Raw genomic sequence first — 16,119 nt, 5'->3', positions numbered from 1 at the left:
CGGCCCTCGGCTGGGGCGGGTTTACCCGCCCCAGCAAGCAGGCGAAAGCTCCCGGGATGTCACTTGTTCAGCGAGGTCCGCGCCCGCTCCAGCAGCGCTCGCGCCTTGTCGCCAAAGCGTTGCAAGTGCGACGCCCTTGCGGGCTTGCTTTCCACCAACCCCTGCTGCTTCACCCAATCCTTCCAGCGTACCCGTTCATCTGCCACCACCCAGCCTTCCTGCCGGGCAAAACTTTCTGCCAGGTACAGCCCACGCGTACTCGCCGGCACCAGCTCATCCTTTTTCAGCGTGTACAGCTCTGCCAGTGGCTGGCCGTCCTTCAATGGCATCAGGTACAGGTCGGGGCGTTTGCGGTTGAGCCGCGCCACCAGCTGGTCGCCCTCCAGCCGCTCGTCAACGTGGAACAAGCTGAGTTTCTTGGCGTCCCGGGGCACTTGCAGGCGCATGTCATAGATCAGCTGTAGCGAAGCGGTGGGCAAGTGCACATAGGCCCGTGGGCGCTCCAGGAGCATCAGCTTGCCGCAATGCACCGGGCGTGCGGCACCGGACTCCGGAGCCAGCACGAAGTGGGGTGTTTCGCGGTAGTGCAGGGCGGCGGCGTAGGGGATGGGCAGCCAGGTGTCGTTGAAGCGCCCGCCCAGCCAACCTTCCGGGGTTTCCAGCAGGCACTCCTCGGCCACTTCCTGTACGGCCGTGTGCAGCGGCAGGTTCAGCTCCTGCGCCGGTACATAACCGGAAATCAGTTTCAGTACCACATCGCCACGGTCTTGTCGGCGCTGACGCACCAGTACCCAGTAATCGCGGTTCTGCCAATGCAGCGTGAGGCGCACTGACACGCCCAGGTTGGCCAGTTCGACCACGAAGTGTTGTGTATCGGGTAACTGGATGGCCTTGCGCCGTTGCTGGGTCTGGGCAAAGTTCAGCGGCATGCCGATGCTTTGGTAGATCAAGCCTTCGGGCGTGGCCTCGACATGCAGTGGCAGTGTCTTGAAGTTGCTCGGGTTCTTGCGGATCAGCGTTCGCGCCACGAGGCTCCTCCTTGCGTCGGGTCAGTCTCCAGTCCCTGAATCGGGAGCCTGAGGTAACTCAATGCTGGCCCAGGATACGGGCGACGGTGGCCACGTTGTGGGCCAGGTGCAACGGGTTGATGGTGCCGACAATAGCACTGCTGACGCCCGGGTGGGCGAACAGCAGCTCGAAGCTGGCCTGCACCGGGTCGACGCCCGGGGCCAGGCAGATATGCCCGCTCGCCAAGGCCTTCTTTACCAGGATGGCCTTGCCGTGTTCGGCAGCGTAGTCCAGCACCGGGCGTTCTGCCTGTTCGTTGAGGTTGTAGGTGACCATGGCGCAGTCGCCTTGCTCCAGTGCCTTCAGGCCGCCGGCGACGGTCTTGCCGGACAGCCCGAAACCGAGGATCTTGCCCTCCTGCTTGAGTTCGGCCAGGGTCTGGTAGACCTCCTGCTGTTCGAGGATGGCCAGGTCATTGCCGTCGGAATGCACCAGCACCAGTTCGATGCGGTCGGTTTCGAGCCGGCGCAGGCTGCGCTCCACCGAGCGGCGGGTGTGGGCAGCGCTGAAGTCGAAATGCGACAGGCCTTCCTCGAACTCTTCACCGACCTTGCTGACGATTACCCATTCATCACGTTGGCCGCGCAGCAGCGGGCCCAGGCGTTCTTCGCTACGGCCGTAGGCCGGGGCGGTGTCGATCAGGTTGATGCCAAGCTCGCGGGCCTGGGCCAGTAACAGGCGGGCTTCCTCATCGCCGGGGATCGTGAAGCCACTGGGGTACTTCACGCCCTGATCGCGGCCCAGCTTGACCGTGCCGAGGCCCAGTGGGGAGACCGTGAGGCCGGTGCTGCCCAGCGGGCGATGGAATGCGTGCAGGGTTGGCAGGCTCATGGCAGCAACTGCTCCCAGGCCGGTACGCTCAGTGGAGGGCGTGGGAGGTCGGCCAGGTCGGCCTGTGCTTGTGGACGAATGCCGTCGCGCTCCAGGTGGCTGATCACCCGGTCGCTGAAGTCCGGTGCCAGTGCCAGTTTGGTCGGCCAGCCCACCAGCAGGCGCTGCTGGTCGGCAAGGAAGGCGTTGTCCGGGCGTGCCAGGCCGGATTGCGCAGGCTCTGCGCGGTCGACGCGCAGTGTGGCCCAGCGCACCAGGCTCTGATCGACCCAGGGCAGCAGGTTGGCGATTTCCTTCTGCGCTGCGGCAATCTGCGCTGCAGGCTCGCGCGCCACGCCATCGGCTTCGGCCAGGTCCCCACCGAGGTACCAGACCCACTGGCCATCGGCTGCCGGATGGGTGGTTACCGTTACCCGCGGCTTGGGCCCGCCGCCGAGGCAGTGGGCGTACAAAGGTTTGAGGTTCGGGCCCTTGGCTATGACCATGTGCAGCGGACGGGTTTGCATGGCCGGCTGATCCAGGCCCAGCGCCTGCAGCAAGCCTTCGGTGCCGGCTCCGGCACTCAATACGATGCGTTGGGCACGGATTTCCCGGTCGTCCACGCGCAGGCCGACCAACGCATTACCTTCACGCAAGGGTTCGATGCGTTCACCTGCCAGCAAGGATTCGCCGGCCAGCTCGGCCAGGTTGGCCAGCAGGCTCGGGACATCGACCACCAGTTCCGCCAGGCGGTACACCTTGCCCTTGAATGCGCGGTCCTGCAGTGCCGGTGGCAACTGGTCACCTTTGACCTGGTCGACCCGACCGCGCACGGCCTTACTGGCGAAGAAGCTTGTGAGGTTGCCGGCCAAGGTGCCCGGCGACCACAGGTAGTGGGCATCGGAGAGCAGGCGGGTACGCCCGAGGTCGAGTTCGCCGTTGCCGGCCAAGGCCTCGCGCCAGCGGCGCGGCATGTCGGCGATGGCTTCCGAGGCGCCGGTCAGGGCGCCGTGCAGGGCGTATTTGGTGCCGCCGTGGATGATGCCCTGCGACTTGATGGTCTGCTCGCCGCCAAGGCTGGCGCGCTCCACCAGCACTGTCGAGTAGCCCAGGCGGCGCAGTCGGGCATTGAGCCAGAGGCCTGCGACCCCGGCGCCGACGATCAGCACGTCAGTGGAAATGGCAGATGGCATGGCGGTACCTCGAAGACTGGGACAGCTGGCAAGTATACAGGCTATACCTGAGATGGCCCTATCGTCGGCGAGCCCCGCACACGGGCTCTCAATGCCCAGCGGTCTTCGAGAACAGCTGAATCACCACCACGCCACCCACGATCATGGCCATGCCAAGCATCGCCGGCATATCCAGCTTCTGCCCATAGATCACTAGCGCCGCCACACTGATCAGCACAATCCCCAGCCCCGACCAGATGGCGTAGGCAATCCCCACCGGAATGCTGCGGACTACCAGCGTCAGCATCCAGAACGCAATGCCATAGCCAACCACCATCAGCAGCAGTGGCAAGGGCGTGCTCAGGCCTTTCACCGCTTTCATCGAGGCGGTGGCGATGACTTCGGCGCAGATGGCAATGGCGAGGTAGGTGTAGGCATTCATGGCGGGATCCTCCGTTACTGAGCGGGCATTCTAGACGTTGCCTGGATGGGGTAAAGTCATTACCTATCAATGTGGGAGATAGGTTGATGGCCGAGCAGTGGAACCTTGAACAATTGCGTACCTTTTTGCGCGTTGCAGAACTGCGCTCGTTCTCCGCGGTGGCACGTGAGCAGCACAAAGCCCAGTCGGCGATCAGCAGTGCCATCGCGCTGCTCGAAACCGACCTAGGGGTCACCCTGTTCGAGCGCAGCAGCGGCCGGCAACCGAAATTGACTGAAAACGGCAGCGCCTTGCTGGAAGACGCCCGCGAATTGTTACGCCAGTGCGAACGCCTGGATGGCCGCGCCCTGGCCCTGATGCGCGGGCAGGAGGCCTTGCTGCGGGTCGCGCAGGACGAAGCCATGCCGTATCAGCCGGTGATCGACAGCCTCGACGAACTGGCTAGTCGCTACCCGTTCCTGGAGGTGCAACTGGCCAGCGGAGCCCAGGGCGATGTGGCGCGCAAGCTGGTGGAGCGGCGCGCCGATCTGGGCCTGTTCTTCCTCCACGAAAGCATCCCGGCTTCCTTGGAACGCCGTGCCTTGGGCAGCGTGGAGATGGTCACGGTGTGCGCGGTCGGCCACCCGCTGGCGGGCGAAGGCCGGGTCACTCGCCAACAATTGGCCCGCCACCGGCAGTTGCTGATCACGCCACAACAAAGCGGTTACCCCGGCGGCGAGGCGATCAGCCCGCAGGTATGGCGTGCCGACAGCTTCTACGCCATGGCCGAACTGCTGATGCGCGGCCTGGGCTGGGCCTGGTTACCCCGGCATGTGGTGCAGTACCCGACCTACCAGGCGCACATGGTCGAACTGGACAGCGACTGGCGGCCCCCGGCCTTGGTGGCAGAGCTGGCCTGGCGCCGCGATGAACCTCTGGGCCCGGCCGCGCAGTGGCTGGCCGAGCGCTTTGCAGTGCACCTTCGCGCGATCGGGTAGACTTAGCCGCCATGAACAGAACTCTCTATACCTTGCTGTTTCACCTGGGCCTGCCGCTGGTTGCGCTGCGCCTGTATCTGCGCGCGCGCAAGGCACCGGCCTATGGCCAGCGCATCGGCGAGCGCTTTGCTTTCAAGCTGCCGGCCATGCGCCAGGGTGGTATCTGGGTGCATGCGGTATCGGTGGGCGAGAGCATTGCTGCCGCACCCATGGTGCGTGCCTTGCTCAAGGCTTACCCGGAGCTGCCGATCACACTGACCTGCATGACCCCTACCGGCTCTGAACGCATTCGCGCCCTGTTCGCCAACGAACCACGCGTGCAGCATTGCTACCTGCCCTACGACCTGCCTTGGGCGGCGGGGCGTTTTCTCGATCATGTGCAGCCTAAGCTGGGCATCATCATGGAAACCGAGCTTTGGCCCAACCACATTCACCAGTGTGCCAGGCGCGGCATTCCGGTGGCGCTGGCCAATGCGCGCTTGTCCGAGCGTTCGGCCCGTGGTTATGGGCGCTTTGCCAGGCTGACCCGGCCGATGCTGGCCGAGATGAGCCTGATTGCCGTGCAGACCGAAACCGAGGCCCAGCGCTTCCGTGACCTGGGTGCACGCCCTGAGCGCGTGCAAGTCACCGGTTCGATCAAGTTCGACCTGACGATCGACGAACAGCTGCTGCCGCGCGCCAGGGCATTGCGTGAACAGTGGGGGGGCGGCCAGCGCCCTGTGTGGATCGCCGCCAGCACCCATGAAGGGGAAGATGCCTTGATCCTGCAGGCGCATCGGCAGTTGTTGCAGGTGCATGGCGATGCCTTGCTGATCCTGGTGCCGCGCCACCCCGAGCGCTTCAATGCAGTGCATGCGCTGTGCAGCGAGCAGTTCACCACCGTGCGCCGCTCTGCCGGTACGCTGGTCGATGCGCAAACGCGGGTATTGCTGGGCGACACCATGGGCGAACTGCTGTTCCTGTATGCCCTGGCCGACATTGCCTTCGTCGGTGGCAGCCTGGTGCCGACCGGTGGGCACAATCCGTTGGAGCCTGCGGCGCTGGCCTTGCCGGTGCTCATGGGGCCGCATGTGTTCAACTTCCTCGAAATCAGCGCGATGCTGCGCGAGGCGGGTGCGTTGCAGCAGGTGGATGATGCTGACGGGCTGGCCGGTGCGGTGCGCCGTCTGGTGGAACTGCCGCAGGACGCCCAGCGCATGGGCGAGGCGGGCAGGGCGGTGATGCGGGCCAATCAGGGGGCGCTGCAGCGATTGCTCGAGGGTCTGGGGGCCTTGATCCGCTGATAACCGACATATCCACTCAAAGACCCGGTCTAGAGTGGATATGTCTGATTCTGGTTATTTATTCCTACGGCGTAAGTTATAACTTCCTACACTGGATTTCTCGCCGTTAGGAAACTTCCTACGAATAGACTTTAAAAGTCAGAAGTGTCACACGCTTGTGTCGGAAGCTTGTAGGACGTTTGTCCTATTGCTTCGGGCTAGTATCGCCTCATGTCCGGTTTTCATAAGAGGTGGCGTGATGGCTGATTTATCTGATGGCATTGCCAACACTATTGAAAGTGGGCTGGTGTGTCTTATCACGCTGGCGCGTTACCATGGTGTTGCCGTCTCTGCCGAGCAGTTGCAGCACGATCATGCAGCAGCGGGTGAGCGTTTCTCTACCTGCACACTACTTCGGGCATTTCAGCAACTTGGCCTCAAGGCCAAACACCGCAGCGTCGATCCGGCCCGGCTGCAGCAGACGCCCTTGCCCGCTATTGCAGTGGATACCCGTGGTGAATACTTCATCATCGCGCGCGTGGAGGGCGAGCAGGTTCTGGTGCAGGACCCGCATTCCCGCGCGCCGCAAGCGCTGACCCTCGCGGAACTGGTGGTGCGCTGGTCGGGAGAACTCATTCTGGTTCGCTCCGATGCCCAGTTGCCCCTTGGGCTGTCACGCTTCGACTTTACCTGGTTCATACCTGCCCTGGTGAAGTACAGGCGGCTATTTGGCGAAGTGCTCGTGGTTTCCCTGGTCATTCAGATACTGGCTTTGCTGACGCCTTTGTTCTTTCAGGTGGTAATGGACAAAGTCCTGGTGCATCGCGGTTTGACCACGCTGGATGTTATCGCCTTGGGTTTATTGGTCGTCGTTCTATTTGAAACATTGCTGAGTGGGTTGCGTACCTATGTGGCAGCTCATACAGCGTCAAGAATCGATGTCGAACTGGGCGCAAAACTGTTCAGGCATTTGATCGATCTTCCCACCGCCTATTTTCACGCCAGGCGAGTCGGTGACTCGGTTGCCCGAGTGCGAGAACTGGAGAACATCAGAAGTTTCCTGACCAACAACAGCATCACGCTAGTGCTGGATGTGCTGTTCTCGGTGGTCTTCATCGCTGTCATGTTCCTCTATAGCGGATGGTTGACGCTGGTCGTCGTTGGCTCGCTGCCTTTCTATTTTCTCGTATCCCTGGTCGTTACTCCGCTACTGCGGGCGTTGATTGATCAAAGCTTCCAACGCGGCGCCGAGAACCAGGCTTTTTTGGTCGAGGCGGTCAACGGCATCGACACACTGAAGTCGATGGCCGTGGAACCTCAGGTGACCCGGCGCTGGAATGATCAGTTGGCCGCTTATGTATCTGCCAGTTTCAAGACCCAGAACCTTTCCAGTCTGGCCAATGAAAGCGTCGGCCTGATCGGCAAGCTGGTCACGGTAGCCACCTTGTGGCTGGGGGCCCGGCTGGTCATCGAAGGCGCACTCACGGTGGGCGAGCTGATCGCCTTCAACATGCTCGCAGGGCGCGTGTCGCAGCCCATCATCCGCCTGGCCCAACTCTGGACCAGCTTCCAGCAGACAGGGGTATCGATTCAACGCCTGGGTGACATTCTCAACACCCGTACCGAGGTCAACCAAGGCAAGGGCACGGTACTGCCCACACTTGTCGGGCAGATTGAGCTCGATCGTGTGTGTTTTCGCTATCGGCCGGACGGGGGCGAAGTGGTGCGCGATGTCAGCCTGAAGATCGCCGCCGGAGAAGTGATAGGCGTTGTAGGTCGCTCGGGGTCAGGCAAGAGCACGCTGACACGCTTGATTCAGCGGCTGTACTCACCCGAGCGGGGGCGGGTATTGCTCGACGGTGCTGACCTGGCGGTAGCCGATGTGGCGTCACTGCGTCGGCAGATCGGCGTGGTGTTGCAGGACAACGTGCTTTTTCGGCGCACCGTGCGCGAGAACATTGCCCTCGGCAACCCAGCAGCACCGCTTGAAGAAGTAATCGCCGCAGCGACGCTGGCGGGTGCTCACGAGTTCATCCTCGAATTACCGGATGGCTACGAAACCCTGATTGGTGAGCACGGCGCCAGCCTGTCGGGTGGGCAGCGACAGCGCATAGCCATCGCCCGAGCGCTGTTCGGCAACCCACGCATCCTCATTTTCGACGAAGCCACCAGTGCGCTGGACTATGAGTCCGAACGGATCATCCAGCAGAACATGGCGCGGATTTGCGCGCAGCGCACGGTCATCATCATTGCCCATCGGCTTTCGGCAGTACGCCATGCCGACCGCATCGTGGTCATGGAGCGTGGGCAGATCATCGAGCAAGGGACTCATGATGAGCTGCTGGTTTATCCACAGGGCACCTATGCCTACCTGCATCAACTGCAGCTCGGGGCCGCCGTATGAGTGTGGCGTTCAAAGACCTTGCCGAGCGCTACCGGGATGCGTGGATAACGGCATGGCGAAAGCGCCGGAGCATGGACGGCCCCGTACGTGAGTCCGACGAACTGGCCTTTTTACCTGCGGCACTGTCCTTGCAGGAAACGCCAGTGCATCCCTTGCCGCGCTACCTGCAGTGGAGCCTGCTGATGTTCATCGGGCTGGCGCTTGCCTGGGCTTGCATCGGTGAGATCGATGTCATCGCCAGTGCCGAAGGCAAGATCGTGCCCAGTGGCAGGAGCAAGTTGATACAGGCCAGCGAGGTCGCGGTGGTGCAGTCGATCCACGTCGTCGATGGCCAGCCGGTGCGCAAAGGCGATGTGCTGGTCGAGCTGGAAGGGCAGTTGACCGAGGCTGATATCAAGCGCCTAGGCAGCGAACTGCTGGCTGCGCAGATCGACCAGGCCCGCGCCAGCACACTGCTGAGTGCGCTGGACGGCGATGTGGCACCTGCCTCCCTGGCACCACTGATACCGCAGGCCACGGCCGCGCAGCAGGCAGGCGCGCAGCGCTGGCTGGAGGGGCAATACCTGGAGTTACAGGCCACGCTGGAACAGGCCGATGCCGAAATCGGTCAACGCGCTGCCGAAATCCGTTCCGCCCAGGGCCGGGCTGACGCGCTCCGGCAACTGTTGGTGATCACCCGCCAACTGACGGCGGATTACAAGCTGTTGTTCAGCGAATCGGCCGTGGCCAAGCACACCTACCTGGAAAAGGAGCAGGCCCGCCTGGAGCAGGAACGCGAACTGGCACTCCAGCGCTCGCGCATAGACGAACTGAACGCTGCACGGCTTGCTGCTCAGCACCGCCGTAGCGGTGCCATTGCCCAATTGCGCAGAGCCATGCTCGACCTTCACGGTGAGGCGCAACGGCGCATTGCAACCCTTGAGCAGGAGTTGAACAAGGCCGAGCAGCGGCATCGCCTCAAGGTACTGACATCCCCCGTTGACGGCACCGTCCAGCAGTTGGCGATCCATACACAGGGCGGGGTGGTTACACCCGCGCAGACACTGATGGTCATTGTGCCGACGGGCGAGCCGGTGGAAGTGGAAGTGAAAGTCGAGAACAAAGATATCGGCTTTGTTTTTCCGGGGCAGCACGTGGAAGTGAAGATCGAGACATTCACCTTTACCAGGTATGGCGTTGTACCGGGGGTGGTGGAGAGTATTTCCGATGATGCCATTGAGGATGATAGGCACGGTCTTTTGTATAGCGCTCGAATCAAGTTGGCCAAGGAAGCTTTGCGCGTAGGGGATAACGACTTGCCGTTGACGGCGGGCATGGCTGTGCGTGCAGAAGTGATTGTGGATAGGCGCAGGGTTATCAGTTTCTTCTTGAGTCCCCTGCAGCGGCATGCAAAGGAAAGTCTGAAGGAGCGATAAATGAAATATAAAAATGCGTGCATTGTATATAGAGCGGCTTGGAGCTTACTGCGGATCTGTAGTGCAATAATATTGGCTGGTATGGCGAGTTGCTGTGCTGTCGGTCTCGGTGGTTCAGATGCGTTTGGGGCTGGGAGCAGCATTTCCGTGTTGTACGAAAGAAATTTTGGAAAAGTTCATGCATTGTCTGAAGCGAAGTTTGCTTAGTGGCTGATATGGGCAGGCTGGCTCTAGGGAGGGGTGATGATTAGTTATAGGTATATCTTTCTCTTTGGGAAGGTGCTGTTCGGAAAGCTAATTGCGCTGTGTAGAAGATTTGGTTTGGTGCTGTGGGGTTTTAGCAAGTTGTTGTTGTTGCTAAGTGTGGTGTGGTTATTGGTCGCCATTGTTATTACTCCGACTTGGGCGCCGAAGAAGCTGAAGACCCCTAATCCAATGGTGTGTGGAAAGATCTCGGGTGTTGTTTATGAGCTCCCTAGGAAGTATGTGATCTATTGGCCTGAGTATGAGGGTAAGAGTTCTTGGGAGCCGGGATTTACAAATAACAAAAAAGGCTGTGGTGCAAACTTGGTGTCACTCTATATGGCAATGAGTTGGCCGGAGATGCAGCCCGTCTCTTACGGTGAGGCGACGTCTTTTAGTTTTGATGGAATATCGGTCGCAATTGAGCCTTGGCCGCATGGGGAAGCGGGGTTGAGAAAACAGCTCCAGCATTACCTTCGTGAAACACCTGCGCCTCTAGTTCAGGCTAGCAAGCTGAACGAAGATCTCGGTCTAAATTTTCTCGAGGGAGTTGATAGTGCATTTCCTAATCAGCGCAAGGGCTTTTTCTGGCTGGAGGCCAAGGGGCGCATGCAATATATCGGTTATTGCAACTGGGTCGAGCATAAGGCCAATTACTCGCGTTGCTATTTGGAGTTTTTGATGCCCGGAGACAACGCAATTGTAAATGTGGAGTTTTTATGGGGGCGGCTAGGGGAGTGGCATAACATTGTTTTGACGGTGGGTGAGTTTTTCATGAATGCTGTAAAATATGGAGTCGATAAATGATTAGGATAGAGCTGTCCGATGTGGATGAGGCACGTCAGGCTTTGCGTGATAAGGGGCCGGATGCAATGTATGATGTCCTGGCAAAAAAAGGAGACAAATACGCTGTCCTTGCAAATGGCGTTGCGCGCGGGGACTCTTTGTCAGGTGTTGCGGCAATAAATTATATGAAGTCGGTAGCGGCAGGTGTCGGTCGTCCGATGCAAGAAATCGATGTGGATAAGGTGAGGGTTGAAATGGCAAATAAATATATGGAGGTGTTGCTAAAGAAGATTAGTAAAGGTCCTATTGTCGGTCAGGTAAGCCAAAAAGAGGTCGCGGCATTTCATAAGGAAACTTTCGAAAGCCTTGAATATCCTGAGAGGGCATGGACGTTGAGTCCGGTGTTTGATGTGATTGCTGTCGAAAATCGAGAGGACTACTGGCGGCATGTGCTTTCCTCAGCGGGGAATCTAACGGATGAATTTACACTTTCCTTTCACACTCACCGCATGATGGCAATGGCATCAGTAGTTTCTTCCGCCGAAAACCGTTTAATTGCTAAGGAGTGGATATCCAGGGTCGAGTCACCCACTGGTGTTCCTGACCTTATCAGTGCTGCCGCAGCTTCGCTTTTCAATTCCATCAATAATGCCTTTAAAGCCGCTAGTCACTTTGATAATGCAACTGATCAAACACTGCAGATCGAAATCACCCCCACAACCGAATCCCGCCGCGACCTCCAAGGCCAGGACGATATCCGCAATGACGTCTCCAACGGCTACGTCGATCGTCGCCTGACCCACAGTATCGCATTCACCGACAGCACCCTCGACAACACCGACTTCACCTCCGCTCAGTTGGGCAGTTTGGCCACCGGTGGTGTTCGCCCTGGCGAGCTCCAGATCGACCCCAACGTGCGACCCAATCAGCATCTGGCTCAGTTCTATCGTGATGGCAATGAACAACCGGATTTCAGCCTGCGCAATGCCGTGGTACTCAACGGGTTGGCAGCAATGACCACGGTGAACACGTTTGTCGACCCGCTCTTGCTCGACCTCAGCGGCAAGGGCGTTGGTCTGACGGGTATCGAGGAAGGCGTACTGTTCGATATCGATAACAGTGGTTCACTGCGCCGCACCGGCTGGGCAGACCGGCTGACCGGCATGCTGGTGCATGACAACGGTACCGGCCAGGTGAGCAACGTCAGCCAGCTGTTCTCCGAATACTACGGCGGCAAGGCAGGCAGCGACGGCAGCTCTGGTGAAACACCGTTCAAGGATGGCTTCGCCGCCCTGGCAAGTGTTGACGCCAACGCCGATGGCGTCATCAACGTTGAAGACGCCGTCTGGGCGCAATTGAAAGTGTGGGTCGATGGCAACCACGACGGGCGTGCCGATGCCGGTGAGCTGAGGGCATTGCAGGAGCATGGCATTAGCCAGATCAAGCTCGGCCAGGTCGAGCCGGTAGGAGAGGTGCGTCAGGGTAACGAGGTCATTTCCCGAGGCGCTTTCACTGTTAATGGTGAGGACCGGGAAGTACTGGCGGTGAGGTTTCTCGCCGATACCGTCGGTAATCGGATCGAGGCCCAGGAGGGTGGCACTCTACTGACTTCGTCAAGCGGGCCCACTTCCCGAAGGGCCTACATCAGCCAGAGTGCTCAAGGCAGCACGCTGGACGCCGCAGCGCTCGGCGTACAGACGCTGTACGGCAGCGCGGGCGATGATGTCTTGACCGCGGCCCCAGAGGGCAGTTGGCTGGTTGGTGGCGGTGGCAGCAACACCTATCACGGCGGGGCGGGCGACGATGTATTCGTGATCAGTGCCAGCGACGATTGGGCGAACATGCAGGGCAATGGTGGGCGCGACACGGCACTGATCGTGGGGGAGCATGGCGTTGGGCTGAACATGGCCAAGGCCGGGCTGACCATTGCGCAAGGCGGGCGGGGTAAGGACATCATCGCCAGCGGCGGTCAACGCGGAGTTTTCATCAAGGGCGGCTCGGGCGACAGCTTGCTGATCGGTGGTGGCGGCAACGATGTGCTGGTTGGCGGTACGGGCCGTAACGACATCATTGGTGGTACCGGCAAGTCGGTGATCTATGCGGGCCCCAAGGGTGATCGCATTCAGGCCTCGGCGGGCGGAAGTATCATTTACGCCGGTGGTGGCGCTGATCGGATTACGGGCGGTGCTGCCGATGACGTGATCGAGGCCGGACGCGGCGATGCCACGATCGACGGAGGCGCGGGCACCAACCTGGTCAGTTTGCATGGTGCTCACGACGAGTACCTGATCACACGTACCGAATCGGGCCACCTGATCACCGACACCGTGGCGGGACGAGATGGCCGCCTGAGCCTGAGCAACATCCAGAAACTCAGCTTCGCCGACATTGCTGCCATCGATCTTCTCGGCCGGGGAGCCATGCCAATCGGCGACAGGCTCTCGCCTGAGCAACTGGCTACATTCGCCACCACTGACACGGCGCTGATAGTCCCTGCAACGGCGCTGCTGGGCAATGACCAGCCACTTGGCAGCAGCGGGCCATTGCGCATCGCCTCAGTCAGCGCTGGCAAGGGTGCAACAGTGCGGCTGAATGAGCAGGGTGATGTGGAGGTCACGCCGTTGCCAGGCCATGACGGTGATGTCAGTTTCCGCTACGACTTGGTCGATGCTGCCGGCAACGCCTCCATGAGTGTGACCGAGGTGGGCAGTGCTGCATCAGCACCCTTGCGGGCAACGGTAACGTTGCGCCATGAACAATCCCCCGCTGACCCGCTGTCGGGGCGGCAGTGGTATCTGGACGAGATCAATGTCGCGCCGGTATGGCGTGACTTCACGGGCAAGGGGGTGAGGATAGGGCAGTTCGAGCCGGGTGGGGAGTTTGCCGTGGCGCCGGAAATCTTCGACATCGGGCACCCCGATCTCAAGCCGAATATCGATCCCATCTGGCTGCAAACCCAACGCACCAATGGCACGCTGCCCGCTCTGGCGTCCAATCATGCCACTCAAGTGGCTGGGGTCATGGTTGGCGCGCGCAATGATCAAGGAGGGATCGGCATCGCATATGAGGCGAAGATCGGCGGGCACTACCTGGCCAACAAAGGCGATGACCTGACCAATTTGGGGCAAATGGTCAACTACGACATTGCCAACAACAGTTGGGGTTTCAAAACGGACTTCGGACTCACAAATGTTCCAGAAGGAAAAGTCGATACTGCTCTGGCGCTGGCATTCAGCACTACGCTTGCCGCCACCAACGGCCGTGGCGGGCTAGGCACCATCGTCGTCGCCTCTGGTGGCAACCAGCGCCATAAAGGCGGTAATGCACAGGGCTCGCTGACCAACAACAACCGCCACGCCATTGAAGTGGCGGCCATCAACGCAAAGGCAGACCTCTCGGTACTGCAAGCTGCCACGGCACCCTTTTCCAATCCAGGCTCCAGCTTGCTGGTCGCTGCACCGGGGAGCCATGTTTTATCCAGTGGCGTCAGCCTTGAAGCGGAGCGCGGTGCGTCGGTCGGCAGCGCCTACAGCACGACTCAGGGCACCAGCTTTGCCGCGCCGATCGTCTCAGGCGTGGTGGCGTTGATGTTGCAGGCCAACCCGGGGTTGGGTTACCGGGATGTTCAGCAGATCCTCGCACTGTCTGCGCGCAAAGTGGATGACGCATCAACCCAATGGGCTTACAACGCAGGGCGCAATTGGAATGGCGGTGGCATGCACGCCAGCCACGACTATGGCTTTGGCATGATCGACGCCCGCGCCGCGGTGCGCCTTGCCGAGTCCTGGGGGAGCCGGGCGACCAAGGCCAATGAACGGCTGCTGACAGCCAGCAGTGAACCAGTGGCTCAACAGGTTGCGGCGGGACAGGTTGCGACTTTGTCTTTGACCCTGCCGGCTGATTTGCTGGTGGAGCATGTGGAGGTCGATGTCCACTCGATGGTCGGCCGCCTTGGCGACATGACGCTCACGCTGGTGTCGCCTGGCGGCACGCGCAGCGTACTGCTCGATCGCACAGGCAAGGCGCCGGGCTCGGGTGATGACGATCTGGGCGATTCGCGTTCAGGGGCGTTCAAATATGGGTTCATGTCGACCCATCATCGCGCAGAGCGCTCGGCCGGGGAGTGGAAGCTTGAGGTGCGTAATGCTGTTGCTGGCTTACCGCTAACGCTTGATCGCTGGACGCTGCGCCTCGTCGGCAGCCCCGGCACCACCGATGATGTCTATTACTTCACCGACGACTACGCGAACCTGGTGGCAGAAAACCCAGGGCGCGCGAAGCTTGACGATGCCATCAGCGGCACCGCTGGCGGGCGCAATACGTTGAACGCGGCTGCAGTAAGTCGCAGTATCTCGGTGGATCTGGCCAGCGGCAGCGCCAGTATTGCCGGTGCGGCGCTCACCATAACCCCTGGCTCGGTGCAAAACCTTATCAGTGGTGATGGCGACGATACCTTGATTGCCGGGCCCAACGGGGCATTACTGGATGGTGGCCGTGGGTACAATCTCCTCAAGGGGGGTGAGGGTACCGACCGCTTTGTCATCCACAAGCGTGCAGGCGGTAACGATGTACTCAAGCAGTTCGAGACTTCGCGTGAGGTGATCGACCTGGTCGGCTTTGGTGGTTCAGGGTTTGCTGACTTGCAGATGCAACAGGACGGCAATTCGACTGTGCTCGACCTTGGCAGTGGGCAGAAGCTGACGATTGCGGACACTACGATTGCTGAACTGCGGTCAGCGAACTTCCGTTTCCTTGACGCTTTCACCGCTGCGCCAGGTTATTTCGAGGGCAGCCCTGAAGAGCAGACGACCCCGCCTGTCAGCGCGAATGTTCTGCTTACCGGTGGTGCAGGTGGCGTGTCGCTTGCCAGTGACGCATCCGGGCAGTTGGTGGCTTCGTTGGCAGGCACGATATATTCCCCGCCGACGGTTGCGCCCAGCGTATTTCTGGTGACAAAACAAGAAGGTGTGAGCGACTACAAGAACACCCTTCGGGGGTTCCGACACGGTATCGACAAGATTGACCTGACCCAGGTAGGCATCAGTCGCTTCGAGGATCTGCACGTCAGCAAAGTCCAGCGCTTCAAACTCAATGACTTTGCGCAGATTCACGGTGTAGCCGTTGATACCCAGGCAGTGCCGGGGCAGGAAGGTATTGTGAAGATGCTGTACCTGGATGCGCTCGAAGTTGCGCAGGTGACAGCGGAGGACTTTATCTTTGCGCAGCCGGCAATGGTCACATCTGAAGCGGTTGCCGTGCCAGAGATTTCCGCCATTTCAGCAGGGTCATCGCTGGTTGCTGTCGAGCACTCGCTACCGAGCCTGGGGAATCTTGTTGATGCAATGGCTGCGTTCGCCCCTGAACCTGCGGGGCCTGTGCTTATCGGTGATATGTCGGCGCAACGCATCGACTCGACGATTGCCGTAGCCGCCTAGGCGTTGTCGTACATGTCTGGAGTGATATTGGCGGCCTATCGCCAGCAAGCCAGCTCTCACAGGTGCATCATGCCTTCAGGCCTGGCACCGTGTGGGAGCGGGCAA

10 protein-coding genes are annotated in these 16,119 nt (G+C 60.3%); 6 read left to right on the top strand and 4 right to left on the bottom strand.

What is annotated here, in order from left to right:
* Positions 1 to 59 precede the first annotated feature (59 nt).
* The 4 genes from AC3RCM_RS25075 to AC3RCM_RS25060 all read right to left on the bottom strand — a co-directional run bounded on the left by AC3RCM_RS25075 (position 60) and on the right by AC3RCM_RS25060 (position 3,492).
* Entirely contained in the window at positions 60 to 1,028 is a 969-nt protein-coding gene (locus AC3RCM_RS25075; RefSeq protein WP_003249451.1) for a hypothetical protein, read from the bottom strand.
* 58 nt (positions 1,029 to 1,086) lie between these two features.
* Positions 1,087 to 1,899 (bottom strand): aldo/keto reductase, encoded by an 813-nt coding sequence (locus AC3RCM_RS25070; protein ID WP_064492584.1) that lies wholly within the window; start codon positions 1,897 to 1,899, stop codon positions 1,087 to 1,089.
* Complete coding sequence (locus AC3RCM_RS25065; protein ID WP_064492583.1) at positions 1,896 to 3,071, bottom strand: NAD(P)/FAD-dependent oxidoreductase; 1,176 nt, start codon at positions 3,069 to 3,071, stop codon at positions 1,896 to 1,898. Before AC3RCM_RS25065 ends, AC3RCM_RS25070 begins: the two co-directional genes overlap by 4 nt.
* Positions 3,072 to 3,159: 88 nt before the next feature.
* Positions 3,160 to 3,492 (bottom strand): DMT family transporter, encoded by a 333-nt coding sequence (locus AC3RCM_RS25060; RefSeq protein WP_004577390.1) that lies wholly within the window; start codon positions 3,490 to 3,492, stop codon positions 3,160 to 3,162.
* Positions 3,493 to 3,578: 86 nt separating this feature from the next.
* Here AC3RCM_RS25060 and AC3RCM_RS25055 point away from each other — a divergent pair, with 86 nt between their 5' ends.
* The 6 genes from AC3RCM_RS25055 to AC3RCM_RS25030 all read left to right on the top strand — a co-directional run bounded on the left by AC3RCM_RS25055 (position 3,579) and on the right by AC3RCM_RS25030 (position 16,014).
* Positions 3,579 to 4,469 (top strand): LysR family transcriptional regulator, encoded by an 891-nt coding sequence (locus AC3RCM_RS25055; protein ID WP_003249460.1) that lies wholly within the window; start codon positions 3,579 to 3,581, stop codon positions 4,467 to 4,469.
* Between the two features lie 11 nt (positions 4,470 to 4,480).
* A complete protein-coding gene (gene waaA / locus AC3RCM_RS25050) occupies positions 4,481 to 5,752 on the top strand; it encodes a lipid IV(A) 3-deoxy-D-manno-octulosonic acid transferase (protein ID WP_003249462.1) in 1,272 nt (423 codons plus the stop codon).
* A 238-nt stretch (positions 5,753 to 5,990) separates the two neighbouring features.
* Entirely contained in the window at positions 5,991 to 8,135 is a 2,145-nt protein-coding gene (locus AC3RCM_RS25045; protein ID WP_492629238.1) for a type I secretion system permease/ATPase, read from the top strand.
* Positions 8,132 to 9,550, top strand: a complete 1,419-nt coding sequence (locus AC3RCM_RS25040; RefSeq protein WP_104886981.1) for an HlyD family type I secretion periplasmic adaptor subunit — start codon at positions 8,132 to 8,134, stop codon at positions 9,548 to 9,550. Before AC3RCM_RS25045 ends, AC3RCM_RS25040 begins: the two co-directional genes overlap by 4 nt.
* 243 nt (positions 9,551 to 9,793) lie before the next feature.
* Complete coding sequence (locus AC3RCM_RS25035) at positions 9,794 to 10,600, top strand: hypothetical protein (protein WP_049587468.1); 807 nt, start codon at positions 9,794 to 9,796, stop codon at positions 10,598 to 10,600.
* Entirely contained in the window at positions 10,597 to 16,014 is a 5,418-nt protein-coding gene (locus AC3RCM_RS25030) for an SPM autocatalytic domain-containing protein (RefSeq protein ID WP_492629237.1), read from the top strand. Before AC3RCM_RS25035 ends, AC3RCM_RS25030 begins: the two co-directional genes overlap by 4 nt.
* Positions 16,015 to 16,119 lie beyond the last annotated feature (105 nt).

It is taken from the genome of Pseudomonas sp. GW823-FHT05G12 (genome assembly GCF_058795575.1).
Note: the sequence above shows the minus strand (reverse complement) of the source record. Positions and strands in the feature narration are given on the sequence as shown.